Genomic DNA, 16,481 nt, shown 5'->3' on the forward strand with positions numbered 1-16,481 from the left:
TTCAGATTTGAGGTCGAACAGACCTGACATCATCCGGCTCTAGTGTTTGACCGCGCCTTCGGTAAGGGCGCGTACGAAGTATCGTTGCAGGAGGAGGAACAGCACCACGACGGGCACGCTCATCATGAAGCTGGCCGCCATCAGGCCCGGAAAGTCCGTCGTATTCTCCGAGAAGAAACGCTGTATGCCGACCGGCAGGGTCAACTGCTCGTTCTTGGAAAGGAAGGTGTAGGCATAGATGTACTCGTTCCAGGCGCCAATGAAGGAATAGATCGCGGTGGCGATGATTCCGGGCGTCGAGAGAGGCATCACGATCAGGATGAAGGCCTGGAACCGGGTCGCCCCATCGATCCGCGCCGCCTGCTCGAGCTGCACCGGAATGTTGTCGTAAAAGCCCTTGAGCAGCCAGATCGCCAGCGGCAGGCCGAAGGTGAGATAGGTGAGAATGAGCGAGCCATGCGTGTTCACCAGCCCGATCGCGCGCATCAGGATGAAGAGCGGCACGAGAAAGATCACCGCCGGGAACATGTTGCGCAAAAGCACGGTGAAGAACAGGAAGTTTCGACCGGGGAAACGAAAGCGCGAAAACGCGTAGGCAGCAGGAACGGCCACGATCACCGAAAGGATTGTGGTGACCGTCGACACGTAGAGGCTATTCCAGAAAAAACGCAGGAAGTCCTGACCGACGCTGTTTTGCGGATCGAGCAGCTTCTGGTAGCTGGCCAGGGTAGGCTCTTCCGGCCACCATTGCGGCGGGAACTGCATCGCCGCGAAGCCGGACTTGATCGATGTGATCAGCATCCAGATCATCGGCAACGCGGTGTAAAGCAGCATGAACACGAGGAAGATGCGCCCGGCCCACCGCCATCCGTCGATGCGCATGCGGCGCCGGGCCGGACCTCGAGGGGCTGTCTCGACGATCGTGCTCATGCGCTCCCCTCTTTGCGCTCGTTGCCGGCCAGCGCACGAACGTAGAAGTAGCCCAGCACCATCAGCATGAGGAACAGGAGTACCGAATAGGCCGATGCGACGCCCCATCGCTGCCGGCCGAAGGCGAGCTCATAGATGTGGGTGATCCAGATATGCGACGCGTTCGACGGCCCGCCACCGGTCATGATCCACGGGATGATGAAGGAATTGAAATTGGCCACCGCGAGCAACAGGATCGTCACCGTCGAGACGTTGCGCAGATGCGGGAAGGTGACGTGCCAGAAACGCTGCCATGCATTGGCCCCGTCGACTTCGGCGGCGCGCAGCAACTGGTCGGGGACCGTCTGCAAGCCGGCCATCATCATGATCATGGCAAACGGAAACTCGCGCCAGATATTGACGACGATCAAGGAGGGCAGCACCGTGCTGACGTTGTCGATGAAGTTCGGCGGCCGGTCGGCCAATCCGAGGCCGACCAGCACCGCGCCGATGATGCCGAAGTCCGAATGGTAGATCCACTTCCAGATATAGGAGGCGGCAACCGCGCTGATGACCCAGGGAATGATCAGGATAGCGCGCAGGACGCCCCGGCCGATAAACTCGCGGTGGAGCGCCAGCGCGGCGGCAAACCCAAGGGCAAAGGCAACGAAGGTGGATGCGATCGTCCAGATCAGGGTGTTCAGGGTAACTTTCCAGAACACCTGACTGGTGAGGATGGCCGTGTAGTTGTCCAATCCGATGAAGGTCTTGTCGCGGAGCTGCAGGCCAGGCGGCGTCTTAAAGAACGACAGCTCGACCGTGTAGTAGATCGGATAGGCGATGACGATGAGCATCACGGCGATCGCTGGAAGCACGTAAGCGTAGTCGGCGCGATGCTCCCAGATATTCCGCAGCACGCCGGAGCTACCGGGTTGCAATCTTCGGCGAGCCTCGGCCTTGCCGGTCACGATCGTCACGATGGCGTGCCCTTATTGTTCGGAGCAAACCGGCTGCACGCACTATCGGCGCAGCCGGTCGGATCGCAGGTCAGGCCCGGACTAGAGTCCGTCCATCAGGTTTTTCACCTTCTCGGCCGCGTCGTCCGCTGCCTGGTCGACGGTCATCGCTCCGGTCAGGGCGTTCTGCAGCATGTCCGGGACGATGATATTCATGATCTCGGGGGATTGCGGCAGCGCCGGGAACGGAATGCCGTATGGCAACATCGAGGTGGTGACATCGAGGAACTTGATGTTGTCCAGACGTTCCTTCATCCATTTGGTCTTGAAGCCGTTGAGGTTGCCCGGGTTCGAGCCGGCATACGCCATCTTCAGCGACCATTCAGGGCTCGTCCACATGCAGATGATGGCCTTTGCGGCCGGCTCGTCCACCTTGCCGCCCTCGACATATTCGGGCTTCAGGATGTGAATGTTCGAGCCGCCAAACACGACGGCGCGCTTGCCGTCGGGGCCGGTCGGGATCAGGCCGTAGCGCATGTTGTCGATGACGGTCTGCGCCTTCTCCTTGTCGGCGCCCGTTGCCTTCTTCTGCAGGTCGAGCATGACGTTATAGTCGGACGGGTGCGAGACCATCATGCCGAGTTGGCCGGCGACGAACAGGGGCTGGTTATCGGCCTGCTGGTTGGTGAGCGCCGAAACCGGGACCGACTTGTCGCGAACATACATGTCGTAGGAGGCTTGCAACGCCGCCTTGCTTTGCGGGCTATTGAGTTCGACCTCCTTATAGGTCGGGTTCGCGGAGGCTTCGTCGAAGACACCGCCGCCATAGGCCCATAGTTGCGGCATGAAGCGGTACGGCGTGTTGCCGGCGTTCTTTCGCGCCACGAGGCCGTAGCCGGCAATGCCGAGCTTGTCATGGATCTGCTTGGAATATTTGACGACGTCGTCCCAGGTCGCCGGAGCCTTGTCCGGATCGAGGCCCGCACGCTTGAAGATGTCGGCGTTCCAGATGAACGCCATCGTCTCATTGTTGGTGGGAATGCCGTAGGTCACGCCATCCCAGGTTACCGCCTTCATGGCGCCGGGCCAGAAATCCTCCGTGGGATAGCCCACATCTTCCGGCTTGAGCGGCTGCAGATAACCCTTCGAGGCGAACTCGGTTCCACCCAGGATTTGCAGGCGGACCGCCATCGGCGCGGCATTGCCCAGCAGCGCCGTGCGGAACTTGTCGAGAAGGTCGTTGTAGGTGAGGGCCTGATCCTCGAGCTGGATGTTCGGATAGGTCTTGCGGAAGGTCTCGAAGAAATCCTTGTAGTACTGACGCAGCAGGTCGGGGTCGCCCTCGAACACGCCCTGATACCAGAACGTCAGTCGCCCCTTGTAGTCGAGCGGAGTGACCTTGCCGCAATCGGCGGCCGTGTCGAAATCCTGTGTGCCGGCGATGGAGCGCACATATTCCGGCGACCACTTGCTCAAATCGACCGGCGGCGAACCCAGCGCCGATCCCGACATGAGCGACGCCATCAAAGCAGTGGCGACAGTGCCGCGCAGGACGGCACCGCCGAGTGTAATCCTCGTCATAGTATCCTCCCAGATTCTCCCATGCCGCTGTGCGCCAAGGGGCTCGTTCGACCGTGCGGGATGCGTCCTTCTGCTCAATGTATCCCTTCGATCATCTGGTACGTTTTCAGATCGTGGATTGCCTGTCAACGCACCCGATCGTACATTGTTTGCAAAACCCGTGTATGATATCGAGCATGTGATGTACTAATCGGGGGAGCCGGCTTTGGCCGAAACAAGCGATTTCAAAGCAGAGCCACCCGTGGGGATTGATCCCATCGGGGCGTCCAGCGAGGGCGCCTCGCTTTATGAACTGATCCGGGAAGACATCATCGAGGGACGGCTCGCCGCCAACGAACGACTTGTGGTTACCGATCTCGCCCGGCGTCACGGCACCTCGACCAACCCCGTACGCGAGGCGCTGCAGCTGTTGCGAGGGGAGGGCTTCGTCACCTTTGTCGCCAACCGTGGCGCGCGCGTCCGGCCCATAGACCAGGATTTTGTCCGGGATATCTACGAGATCGGAGTCCTGATCGAGCCGGCCCTGACGCGATGGTTCGTGAACATGGCGACCGGCGAGGACATCGCCGAACTCGAACGCATCCAGGCTCTGATCGAAGAGAACAACTTCACCGACACATTGCGGCACAGTGAACTGGATACCGCCTTCCACACCGTAATGTACCAGCGCCACTACAACCGCCATGCCGCCGAGCTTTGGTGGAAGCATCGCGAAGTGCTGCGAGCCGTGAGCCGGCGTTTCAATTTCACGCTCGCGCGGCGGGCCGCCATCATGCGTGAACACCGCGAGCTCATCGCGCATATCAAAGCCGGAAATGCCGACGAGGCGGCCGAACTCATTGCCCGCCATGTCGAGGGTTCCGGCCGGCACGTTCTCGAACAGATGCGTGCGCGCAACGCCGCTCGGGCCGGATAGAACTTCCAGCCCAGAAAATCATTGGTCCGGCCATCAGACAGAGGTAGTTGAGAGATGAAAATCACGAGCGTTCGGCCGTGGCTGATCAAGTCCGATGCTTCCTATTGGGGGGAGTTCCTGTTCGTCGAGGTGACGACCGACGAAGGGGTGAGTGGCTGGGGGGAAATCACCACCACCACAAGGCTCGCCAACCGCGCGCTGTGCACGATCCTGCGGCAGATCGGTGTTGCCGTCACAGGTGAGGATCCGGCGCGCATCGAGCATCTCTGGCACAAGATTTTCCGCAGCTTCACCTATATGGGCAGCCGCGGCGCCGCAGTCGAATGCGTGAGCGCTATCGACATAGCGCTCTGGGACATTCGCGGCAAAGTTCTAGGCAAGCCGATCTACGAGCTGCTGGGCGGACCGGTGCGCGATGAAATCGCGCTCTATACCCATCCCAACCAGGCCAAGTTTAACAGCAAGGAGGCTGTGGTCCGCGAAATTCGAGACATCGTCGAATCCGGACACACCGGGCTGAAGTTCGATCCTTTCCCCCACCAGGGCCGCATCGCCGATGGCTTGGCGCGCGAACAGCGGGACGGCTACCTCGATGGCGGCATGACCCGCAAGGACGAGCGCGAGGCTGCCGAACTAACGGCTTTGATCCGTGAAACGGCGGGGCCCGATGTCGACATTCTCATCGACGCGCATGGCCGCTTCGACGTCCCCACCGCCATTCGCCTCTGCCGAAGCCTCGAGGAAGCCGGCCAGATCGACTGGTTCGAGGAGCCTTGCCCGCCCGAGAGCCTCAATGCCCTGAAGCAAGTGCGCGAGAAGGTCAGCGCCCCTATCTCGTGGGGCGAGCGCGGCCACACCAAGTGGGATTTCGTGCCGGTGCTCGAGAACAGGCTTGCCGACTACATCATGCCGGACGTCACCTGGACCGGCGGCATTACCGAACTGAAGAAGATTTCCGCCCTGTGCGAAGCCTATTACATCCCGGTCTCGCCCCATGACGCCGCCGGACCGATCAACGTGGTTGCGGGAGCGCAGGTGATGATGACGGTTCCCAACTTCTACAAGCTCGAAACGTCCGAGTGGAACCTTGATAAATACAATCACCTCATCGACAGACCGCTCGACGTTTCGAACGGCAGCCTCAAGCTGACGTCGAAGCCGGGTCTGGGCGTCGAGATGAACCGCGACTACCTGCAGGCCCACGAGATAGAGCTTGGCTAGCAACGCTCATGCCGGCCGGGCGTGCGGGGCGCCACCAGTCAGAACGAGGATAAGCCATGGCAAAGACGGGTAGCGCCGGCGAGGCGCTCAATCGGGTAAATACGAACTCCAGGCCGAGCGACCTGCGCATCACCGACCTGCGCGTCGCCGAAATCGTCGGCGCACCGTTCACCTCGGCGCTGGTCAAGATCTACACCAACCAGGGCATTGTCGGCCTGGGCGAAGTGCGCGACGGCGCCAGCGCGACCTATGCGCTGATGCTCAAGAGCCGGTTGCTGGGCGAGAACCCTTGCGACGTCGACCGGCTGTTCCGCCGCATCAAACAATTTGGCGGCCATGGGCGGCAAGGTGGCGGTGTCTCGGCAATCGAGATCGCGCTTTGGGATCTCGCCGGCAAGGCGTATGGCGTGCCGATCTACCAGATGCTGGGAGGACGGTTTCGCGACAAGGTGCGGGTCTATTGCGACACCGACGCGGACAAGCCCAGCGGCACCGAGACCGGAAAGCGGCTCAAGGCGCGGATGGATCTCGGTTTCACCTTCCTCAAGATGGATCTCGGTCTGGCGCAGATTTCGCACATATCGGGCGCAGTGGTGGCGCCGGCCGGCGTGCTCGACGGTTTCCGCAGCCATGCCGCGCGCGGTCCGGCACGCACGCTGGACGAGCGCCGGGCGCGTAATGCCGCCTATGACGCGCAAAACGTGCCGCATCCCTTCACCGGCCTCCACTTCACCGAAAAGGGCCTCGACCTGCTCGATCAATATATTCACGAGGTCCGCGAGGTGATCGGCTACGAGGTCCCGCTCGCCATCGACCATGTCGGCCACATCTCGCTGCAGGACGGCATCCGTCTGGCCCGGCGGATCGAGAAATACGCGCCGGCCTGGCTCGAGGACGTGATCCCCTGGCAGTACACCGAGCAGTATCGGCAGCTGCAGCAGGCGACCTCGGTGCCGATCTGCACGGGTGAGGACATCTACCTCAAGGAAGGCTTCGAGCCACTGCTCAACGCCGGCATCTCGGTCATCCATCCGGATCTGCTGACCACCGGCGGCATTCTCGAGACCAAGAAGATCGGCGACGCGGCGCAGGAGCATGGCGTTGCCATGGCCATTCACATGGCGGAAAGCCCGATCGCGGCAATGGCCGCCGCGCATGTCGCTGTAGCCACGGAAAACTTCATGGCGCTCGAATATCACAGCGTCGAAGTCGACTGGTGGGACGATATCGTCACCGGCCTGCCCAAGCCGCTGGTCAAGGACGGCTTCATCACCGTGCCCGACAAGCCTGGTCTGGGCATCGACGACATCGTCGACGAAGTGATCAGCCAGCACCTGCAGCCCGGCGTCACCGGCATCTGGCAACCGACCGATCACTGGGACGACGAATATTCCTGGGACCGCACCTGGAGCTGACTCTACACTTCTTTCCTCGGAGGGAGAGGTGAACAGAAGGATGGACCATGATCTACGAACTTCGCATTTACGACTGCGTGCCGGGCCAACTGCCGGCGCTGCTCAAGCGTTTCAACGACCATACCTTGGCGCTGTGGGATAGACATGGCATTCGCCAGGCCGGGTTCTTCACCACGGTGGTCGGCGAAAGCAGCAATCGACTGACCTATTTCATCGCCTGGGAATCCCTTGCCGAGCGCGAAGTGAAATGGAAGGCCTTCACCACCGATCCGGCATGGCTCGAGGCCCGCGACGAGTCCGAGCGCGATGGCCCGATCCTGGCCAATATTTCCAGCCAGTTTCTCGCGCCAACCGCCTTCTCGTCGGTGAAATAGAGGACATCATGAAGATCACCGATCTCAGGTGCGCCGTCATCGGCAAGCATCCCATCGTGCGCATCGTCACCGACGAAGGCCTCCATGGCCTCGGCGAGGTTGAGTACACCAAGTCTTATCTCAAGCCCTGGGTGCTGCATTTCCGCGACGCGCTGATCGGCGAGGACCCGACCGATGTCGAACGCGTGATGTTGAAAATCCGCCAGCGCGGCTCGTTCAAGCCCTACGGCGCCGCCGTCAGCGCTATCGAGCATGCTCTGTGGGACATCGCCGGCAAGGCGGCAGGCGTTCCGGTCTACAAGCTGCTCGGCGGCAAGGTGCGCGACAAGGTGCGGGTCTATAACGGTTCCATCCGCAAGAAGCGCACCGGCGACAGGCCGGAGGATTACGCGGCCGACGTCAAATGGATGATGGAGCGGCCGGAAAACTTCTTCATGGTCAAGCAAGGCATCAGCTTTCATTCCAACATGAAGACCAGCGTCCCCGACTTCCACTACGGCGTGCGTCAGCCGCCGACCTATCACGGCGCGATGGACCAGGGGCAGATCAGCGAGCGCGGCATGGCGCATATGATCGAATGCGTCATCGCCATGAAGGAGGTGCTCGGCGACAAGGTCTCGCTGGCGCTGGATTGCGGCCCCGGCTGGTTCCTGCCCGACGCCATCCGCTTCGCGCGGGCCGTCGAAAAATACAATCTGATGTGGCTGGAGGACATGCTGACCGGCGACTACGTGCCATGGGTCAACCCGCAAGCCTATCGCGAACTCACGACATCGACGTCCACCCCCATCCACACCGGCGAGCAGATCTACCTGCGGCATAACTTCAAGGAACTGATCGAGACCCAGGCGGTCCGTGTCATCGGTCCGGACCCCGCCGATATCGGCGGCATCGCCGAGCTCAAATGGGTGGCCGAGCACGCCTATATGCACTCGATCATGATGGCGCCGCACGGCACGGCGAACGGTCTGCTCGGCCTCGGCGCGCTGATCAATGTCTGCGCCACGCTGCCGGCCAACTACATCGCCTTCGAATATCCCAGCGCCTCCGATCCCTGGTGGGAGGACATCGTCATCGGCCTGCCCAAGGGGCAGATCGTGAAAGACTCGATGATCGACCTGCTCGAAGCTCCGGGCCTGGGCGTCGACATCGATGCCGAAGGCGCGAAGAAATACCTGGCGGAAGAGGACGCCGGTTTCTTCGACCAATAGAAGATCCAATGCGGCCTGAGCGTCATCCTGAGCGTCATCGTCGAAGCCCGGCGGCCAGCGCCAGGCGGTCAGCGACGCTGACCGGCATGAAGATCCTGCTGCTGGACGAGCACACCGCAGCGCTTGATCCGCGCACGGCGGCCTTCGTGCTCGACCTCACACGCAAGATCGTCGAGGAGCAGAAACTGACGGCGCTGATGGTCACCCATTCGATGCGCGACGCGCTCGATCACGGCACCCGCACCGTCATGCTGCACGAAGGCACCATCGTGTTCGACATTGCCGGCGACCAGCGCAAGAGCCTCGACGTGCCCGACATGCTGAACCTGTTCCGGCAGGCGCGCGGAGACGAACTCTCCGACGACAATTTGCTGCTTGGGATGGGAGCGAAGCAGGCGGCGAATATAGGGGCGAATAAGACGGTCTGAGGGACGGGGAGACCCTGCAGAGCTTGACGGTGAGCAGGCACACTTACGACGTATGCGGGTGGCCGCCCTGGCTAGGCAACGTCAAGACACTGAGGGGAGCGCCGTTATGCGGTCGCTCCGCTGGCAGGGGCGCATGGGGCTCCATGCGCAACCCATGCGTGCAAAATAAAGCTGTGGATATCTGGGTTGTGACGGGTCGCCGTCGTATAAACCAAGTCAAGCAGGAGTAGCGTCAAGCAACTGGCTAGGGGGATTCAATGAAGCGGTTGCTTTTTGGCGCGGCTATGTTTGCCGCTGGCGTCTTCGGCGCGGATATATCTTCACTTTCTTATATTAGAGGTGGCGCAGGAATAGAGGCCTTTGCGCAGAGCGCCTCGCCCGGGGCGCCAGCCAGCAGCGGTTTCGGCAATGGCGGCGCCGCGCTGGGCGGCGGCTCCGCCAAGCCCGCCCCGGCGACAGGCGCGACAGGTGACGCGGCGACGGGCAGCCCTGATGCGGCGGCCAAGGTTGGCGCCAAGCCGGCGGATGCCAAGGCAACCGACGGCGAGGCGAGCGACACCAAGGCTGCCGATACGAAGCCGACCGATACAAAAGGCAAGGCGGCCAAGGAGACCGATACGGAAGCAGCGCCGGAGGAGCCGGCAGCGGCCGTGGCGGCTACTGAGGCAGCCACGGCAACCGACAGCGGCGATCCCGAGGCGATCGGTACGCCGAAGGTGGACCTGCCCAAGGCTGGCGGCAACGGTAATCTGGGTTATGGCATCGGCATCGATGTTCCGGACTTCCACGGCATCGAGCCGCAGATTGCGCTCAACTACAACTCTTCACGCAAGACCAAGATCGGTGACCTCTACCAGGGCTGGTTGGGCTATGCCTGGGGCCTCGACGGCTTCGACGTGATCGAACGCGCAACGCCCGGTTACGGCATGCCGGCCTTCGACGCCAACGACATCTATCTGCTTGACGGCCGGGCGATGGTGGCCTGCGTTGCCGGCATGATTTCGCCGTCCTGCGCCACAGGTGGCACGCATGCGACGGAGAATGAGAGCTATCGGCGCATTGCGCTGAACAGCACCACAAACGAGTGGAAGGTGACGGATCGTGACGGGACCGTCTCGACGTTCCGCTCGGTGGCGGCGGTTGCCAATCTGACGCCGACCGCCGGCACGCCGGCCTATGACCTGGCGATGAGCTATCGCTGGCTGCTGACCTCGGTCACCGACACCAACGGCAACAGCGTTGCCTACAGTTATGCCTGTGCCAGCCCGGTCTGTTATCCCACTACGATCACCTACAATGGAACGGTGATCGGGTTTCATTACGAGACGCGGCCCGATACGATCCTGATGGGCAATGGGCGCGACATCTCCGAGACGACCCTACGCATCAAGTCGATCAGTGTCTGGACCAGCAACGTGCTGCGCAGTGCCTACAAGCTGACCTACGACCAGGCGCCGTTTTCCAACACCTCACGGCTCACCGCCGTCACCCGTTACGGCACCGATGCGACCGTTGTACCCGACGGCACGATCTCTGGCGGATCGTCGAAGTCGCTCGGCCAAATGGTTTATCAGAACACTGATGGCGTTTATTCAACGATCAATGCGCCAATTTACGGATCTCAGACATTACCCGGATCACATCCGCAAAGCGTTGGAGACTTGAACTTCGATGGCCGCGACGAAGTATTCGGAGAATCTGATCAGACGACGACCAGACATTCGGGAGGACATGAGGGCGACACTACGACAACCAAAACATTTTACGAAAACACATACCGTTTTGGCCCTACCGGTGCTCCTGCCGGCTCGAATTCATTGACGATAGCCGCACATTCAATCACGAATAGTCCTGACGATGACGTCGGCATCTTTGCTCAGCCCGGTCGCTTTATTGCGACAAAATCGACGGAAGATTTTGGCTTTTCGATAACGACTAGCACGATGAATGGAGCCACTGGCCATGTAACCACGTCGCGCACCCAGTCGATTGGAATCACAGATACTCTGCTTGCGTTGACAAAGGCGAATTGCGATCCATCTCCTCCAGCAGGCTATCAGGCCGTTTGCGATGGACTCCCGGATATTCCGTCCGGATCTTCACCCCGTCCCTCAGTCATCGCAGACGGTGATGGCGATGGCATTGACACCGCCAATCACGTCGGTGGCGGTGAACCCAGAACAGTAATCGGTGTCGGCGACTTCCTGGGCAACGGCAAACAGCAGCCATTCTTTTGGGGTAGCGGCGGAACGGCACGGAAGGGAACGCTTTCGAGCGGCGTCTGGCAGAAAAGCGGACCATCCTTCAGTATCAGCTGCCCGGCACAGGAATCTCAAACCTCCGGCATGTGTGTGTTTGCCGATCTCAATGGCGACGGGGCAACGGATGTTTTCCGCTTCGGCGGTAGCGGCGTCGCGGTCTGGCTATCGACGGGCGTCGGCTTCAAGAGTTACTCGATTTCCTCGATGTCGGGAACATCTGCCATCCTGCGTGACTTCGACAATGACGGGCGCACGGATGTCATCACCATAGACGGCGCGCTGAACCTCCCGCAGCAGTGGAGGGTCGACACGGTCAGGATTTTCTCGCTTCGCCCGTCTTCGACGGCGATGACGCCGGTACAGTTCACGCTGCCTGCGACAGCGAAAGCAGGTACGGTCATCGGCGATTTCAACGGCGACGGCCTGCCGGACTTCACCAACTACAGCAGCATGTTCATCTCGAATGCCGGCACCGGCAATCCGAACCTGCTGAAGCAGATTGTGACGGAGCTCGGCGGCACGGTTGCGGTCGAGTATTCGCCTTCCTCGACCTGGGCGAACAATTACCTGCCGCAGGTCGTGCACGCGGTGACGAAGCTGTCGGTCAGCGATGGCCGGGGCCAGACGGCGGTGAGCATGTACGCCTATGCCGGCGGCAAATACGATCCGGCGGCGCGCAAGTTCCTGGGCTTTGCGTCGATCGTCGAGACAAAACCGCTTGCCAATGGCGAGACGGCGCCGTCGAAGATCGAGACCACCTACCGGCAGGATCTGGCGAGCTACGGCCTGCCGTCGCTGACGGTGTGGAAGGATGGTGCCGGCACCGTGCACAAACAGGTGGCCGAGACGTACGTCGTCAACACGGCGGCAAAACCCTATACGGTGCAAAACACGGCGACCGATACGACGCTGACCGAGAACATCAGCCGCACCTTGCGGGTCCAGCGCTGGTTTGATGCTTACAACAACATCATCAGCATGAAGGACTATGGTCGCACCGATGTCAGCGGCGACGAGACCTGGACGGAGCGTTTCTTTTCGCCCAACACCAGCGCTTATATCGTCTCGGCCTTGATTGCCGAGCGCACGCATGCCGGGCTGACCAGCACCGACCCCTATGTCAGCTACAAGCACAATTACTATGATGGCAGCACCGATGTCTGGGCGGTGCCGACCAAAGGTAACCTGACGTGGGTACAGACCTTCAGCGATGTCACTACGGGCAAGACCGTCAGCCAGTATTTTGCGTATGATACCTATGGCAACAAGGTCTCTGCCGCCGACAGTCTCGGCCACAAGACCGAGTGGGACTACGACGCGACCTATCACCTCTATCCGGTAACGGAACGCGCGCCGAAGTATTTTGCGACGGGCGGGCAAACAGCCGACACGCGCTTTGTCTCGACGGCCACCTACAATACCACCTGCGGCCTGCTGGCGACGAAGACCGACTTCAACGGCCTGGTCAAAACCTTCACCTATGATCCGTTCTGTCGCCTCTACCAGGTCTCGCAGAGCGTCACCGGCGCCTATGCCAAGGCGCGCTTCGAGAACGAGGGCAATCCGGCGACCCAGGCGCTGGTCAAATACACGCCGTTGCCCAATGGCGCCGGCGAAGACTTCACCCGCTCCTACTATGACGGGCTCGGCCGGGTCTATCGTGTCGAAACCCCCGGAGAGACGGCGGCGGGCGCCAAACGCATTGCCGAGACCGACTACGATCTGCGCGGCAATGTCCTGCGCACCGCCTTCCCGCGCTTTGTCGGCGAGACCGCGCAATGGACCACCAACAGCTACGACTGGGCCGACCGGCCGGTGAAGACCGTCAATCCTGACACAAGCCAGCGCAGCTACCTCAACGAACTAGCCACCGCCGCGACCACGACGCCGCGGCTGAACGCCGTGACGACGACCGACGAGCTTGGTCATCAGACCAAGACAGCTTGGTCGACCCGCGGCGATGTCGCGGGCGTGGCTCGCGACTTCGCGGGACTTCAGCTTGCGGAAACTCGCACCTACGACGTGCTCGGCCGCCTGATCGGCGTCACCGATCCCGGCGGCTCAAACTGGAGCTACACCTATGACATGGTCGGCAATCGGCTGACGGCGTCCGATCCCGATCTCGGCACATGGTCCTACACCTACGATGCCGCCAACCGGCTGGTCAGCCAGACCGATGCCAGGGGCACGGTCACGACGCTCAGCTACGACCAGATGGACCGGCTGGCGCTGAAGACGGCAACGGCGCCGGGTGGCAGCCCAGTTGTGCTCACCCAGAACACCTATGACCAGGCGGCTCCAAGCTATTGGTACAATATCGGCCAGCTCACCACCTCGACCAACGCGACAACGACGCACAGCTACAGTTATGACGGGTTTGGCAAGCTCGGCTGGCACGACACGACCATTGCCGGCCTGATGCACACCACGGTCGATATCCACGACGGGTCCGGCCAGACCATCCTGAAGAATTACAAGCCGGGCGAGCTGTGGTTCGGCGACTGGGACCACCGCCTGCAATACAGCGCCGGCAACAGGCTCGTCTCCGCCCCGGGCTTCATCACCTCGACGCTCTATGAGGCCGATGGGCAGACCAGGGAGATCACCTACGCGAATGGCGTGAAGACTGCCTTCACCTATTCGCCGACCCGCCGCTGGCTGACGCGCGTCACCACGTCCAAGGGCGCCACCGTCCTGCTCGACGATCAGTATGCGCGCGACGCACTCGGCCGCATCACCACCATCACGGGGCGGACACCCTCCGACAGCTGGAATTATGGCTACGACAATGCCGACCGGCTGATCTGGAGCACCAACCTGGGCAACGCCGTGCTCAGCGAGCAATTCGTCTATGCCGCCAACGACAATCTGACCTCACGCTCGCGTGTGGCCGGCACCTATGTCTATCCCTCGGCGAGCGCGGCTCGTCCGCATGCGCCGGTCACGGTCGGCGCCAATGCCATGACCTATGACGCCAATGGCAATCTGACCTCCGATGGCAGTCGTACGCTGACCTGGGACGAAGCCAACCGGCTGAAGACCGTCACGCTGGCCGCCAACACCGTCAACCTCAGCTACGGTCCCGACGGTGCGCGGGTGAAGAAGGCCTCGGCCTTCGCCACCACGCTCTATCCCGACGCTTCGGTCGAGATCAATCCGGCGACGCCGGGCGCAGAGATATACACCAGATATCCGCATCCCGACATCAAGGTGACCGGCACGACAAAGGCCTTCCTGCACCGCGACCACCTGGCCTCGGTGCGCATGGTTACCGATGCCTCAGGCAATATCGCCGAGGCCACCAACTACGCCACCTATGGCGAGCGTCTCAACACCGGCTTCCAGACGCAGAAGAGCTATATCGGCGAGCGCTTCGATCCCGAGACCGGGCTGCTCTATCTCAACGCACGCTACATGGATCCGGTGCTCGGGCGTTTCATCTCACCCGATGATTGGGATCCGACGAAAGAGGGTGTTGGCACCAATCGATATGCGTATGCTCAGAATGATCCGGTGAATAAGGCAGACAACAACGGCCATGTTGCCGCGACACCGTCATCTGACAAAGCCGCAAAGGACAGAGCAGAGCAGAGGGCACTTGAGAAGCGTGCCGAAGCCATAAGAATGCACCGTGGTGGTTTCTTCGATCTCCACAAAGATCCGTACGAACGTTTGAATCCTAGGGTTGCTGATGAGGTGCAGCGCCAGGCTGAATTGAGCGCTTCAGGAAAGGTGGAAACTCGTGACGAGGTGTTTGCGGCAATACCGGGTGGTGCGCCTATCAGAGCAGGCGCACTACTCGGCGCCGAGGTATTTGGTGGTAAACTGGCGATTAGGGAAGGAGGAGCAATTATCGGGAGCTATACTCCATCAGTGGGCCTCAAGTTTGGGACAACACCGTTTGGCGATGAGGCGCACATCGCTGTTGGAGCGATGCTGCGTGGGAAACTAGAAGCTCAGGGTGTGACAGGTATCATTGATCGAACTGCTCCTGGTCTGAAAGGTGTGGATTTGTCGGTTGATCCCAGCTACGCGAAGCAGCTTGGCTTTGAGCATATCGAGATTAAGGCGAATACCGCTAGCGGGCTGCGAGCCTTCAGCAGCCAGGTGGGGCGTTGGGGCTACAACCCGTCTTCCGTCCGCGCGGTAACCTATGATGCTAACGGGAATATCCGAGGAGGGTTTGATTTCTAATGTCAGCACTTGATCTCCTTTTAGCGGGTCGCTTTGACGAAGCGGTCAGAGCATTTAGAGAGATAATCGTTGCAGAGCCGAATGATATCGGGTGGATCGATGGATTGGCAAAATCCTATTGCGGGACAGGAGATTATACAGCAGCGCTTCCTCTTCTATACCAAGTAGATTCCTATCAGAAGAAGAACACTCCGGATGCTCCAGGGCAACAACTACAAATAAGCGCAGCTTATTGGTGTCTTGATGATCGCGCTCGGGCGATCGAGCTCACTCGTGAGCTGTGTGCTGGCATTGTGGATCGATCAATAGGCATGGCGCCCGACCTGGCTGGTGGTGCGACCTTCGGACTTGTCCTGCACTACATGGCCCTGACGACGGGTGACGATGCCACCCGCGACTACGCGTTTGAATACCTACGCAAGCTGAACGTTAAATACAACAAGCGCCCGACGCTGTTCCGCTACCCGGTTCAGACCGTGAAACAAATGCTGGGAGAGATCGCCTTCGAGGATGCGCTGGAAGGTGCGACGAAGGAGCGAAACCTGGCTGCGGCCTTTCGGGCTGCTGATAGCAATCGTTCAATCAAGTTAGCGCTCGGAGTTGCACTGTTCCACGATGGCGCGTTGCGCCGAGTTTCGGGCGACGAGACGGGCTGCATGGAGCGGATGCAGCAGGTTTTCGATATGGGATACCAGACGGAACCCGTTCGCTGGTATCTCGCTCGGCATGAGGTTTTAAGAACCGAAAGATAAAAGCAATGGCTCACCTGCGGGGGTAAACTGTTCCCTGCTCACCATTGTTTAGGGAGGTGGCGAATTACGCTGACAGCGCACTCTAGGAATTACCGGGAACTACGGTGACAGGATTACGGTGACAGTGCACTTTTTGTTGCCTACCCGATAACACCTGTGCTCAGGTCAACCCCATGTCCCGTCTTGCCCGTATAGTCGTCTGCCGCATCACGTCACCCAGCGTGGCAACGGGTGCGCCAAGGTGTTTTTCACGGCGAAAGATT

10 protein-coding genes and 1 pseudogene are annotated in these 16,481 nt (G+C 60.7%); 8 read left to right on the forward strand and 3 right to left on the reverse strand.

What is annotated here, in order from left to right; translation table 11 throughout:
* Window positions 1-39: 39 nt before the first annotated feature.
* The 3 genes from NLY43_RS28155 to NLY43_RS28165 all read right to left on the reverse strand — a co-directional run bounded on the left by NLY43_RS28155 (window position 40) and on the right by NLY43_RS28165 (window position 3,446).
* Window positions 40-930: a carbohydrate ABC transporter permease gene (locus tag NLY43_RS28155; RefSeq protein WP_023681190.1), complete on the reverse strand. Its 891-nt coding sequence runs from the start codon at window positions 928-930 to the stop codon at window positions 40-42.
* A complete protein-coding gene (locus NLY43_RS28160) occupies window positions 927-1,886 on the reverse strand; it encodes a carbohydrate ABC transporter permease (protein WP_023681191.1) in 960 nt (319 codons plus the stop codon). The genes NLY43_RS28155 and NLY43_RS28160 overlap by 4 nt, the downstream gene beginning before the upstream one ends.
* 81 nt (window positions 1,887-1,967) lie before the next feature.
* Entirely contained in the window at window positions 1,968-3,446 is a 1,479-nt protein-coding gene (locus tag NLY43_RS28165; protein WP_023712166.1) for an ABC transporter substrate-binding protein, read from the reverse strand.
* 205 nt (window positions 3,447-3,651) lie between these two features.
* Between NLY43_RS28165 and NLY43_RS28170 the strand changes: the two genes are divergently transcribed.
* From NLY43_RS28170 to NLY43_RS28205, 8 genes and pseudogenes are all read left to right on the forward strand, one after another.
* Complete coding sequence (locus NLY43_RS28170) at window positions 3,652-4,362, forward strand: GntR family transcriptional regulator (protein ID WP_023681193.1); 711 nt, start codon at window positions 3,652-3,654, stop codon at window positions 4,360-4,362.
* 54 nt (window positions 4,363-4,416) lie between these two features.
* Entirely contained in the window at window positions 4,417-5,583 is a 1,167-nt protein-coding gene (locus NLY43_RS28175; protein WP_023712165.1) for a mandelate racemase/muconate lactonizing enzyme family protein, read from the forward strand.
* A gap of 56 nt (window positions 5,584-5,639) precedes the next feature.
* Entirely contained in the window at window positions 5,640-6,998 is a 1,359-nt protein-coding gene (locus tag NLY43_RS28180) for a mandelate racemase/muconate lactonizing enzyme family protein (RefSeq protein ID WP_023712164.1), read from the forward strand.
* 47 nt (window positions 6,999-7,045) lie between these two features.
* Window positions 7,046-7,372 (forward strand): NIPSNAP family protein, encoded by a 327-nt coding sequence (locus NLY43_RS28185; RefSeq protein WP_023712163.1) that lies wholly within the window; start codon window positions 7,046-7,048, stop codon window positions 7,370-7,372.
* A gap of 8 nt (window positions 7,373-7,380) precedes the next feature.
* A complete protein-coding gene (locus NLY43_RS28190) occupies window positions 7,381-8,583 on the forward strand; it encodes a mandelate racemase/muconate lactonizing enzyme family protein (RefSeq protein WP_023712162.1) in 1,203 nt (400 codons plus the stop codon).
* A gap of 71 nt (window positions 8,584-8,654) precedes the next feature.
* Window positions 8,655-9,011: pseudogene (locus NLY43_RS28195) on the forward strand (ATP-binding cassette domain-containing protein); the annotation flags it as partial.
* 257 nt (window positions 9,012-9,268) lie between these two features.
* Window positions 9,269-15,466: an RHS repeat-associated core domain-containing protein gene (locus tag NLY43_RS28200; RefSeq protein ID WP_286459070.1), complete on the forward strand. Its 6,198-nt coding sequence runs from the start codon at window positions 9,269-9,271 to the stop codon at window positions 15,464-15,466.
* Window positions 15,466-16,218 carry a tetratricopeptide repeat protein gene (locus NLY43_RS28205; RefSeq protein WP_023696285.1) on the forward strand — a complete coding sequence of 251 codons (753 nt, stop codon included), beginning with the start codon at window positions 15,466-15,468 and terminating at the stop codon, window positions 16,216-16,218. The genes NLY43_RS28200 and NLY43_RS28205 overlap by 1 nt, the downstream gene beginning before the upstream one ends.
* Window positions 16,219-16,481: the final 263 nt, after the last annotated feature.

This window comes from Mesorhizobium sp. C416B, assembly GCF_030323165.1.
Taxonomy (GTDB): Bacteria; Pseudomonadota; Alphaproteobacteria; order Rhizobiales; family Rhizobiaceae; genus Mesorhizobium.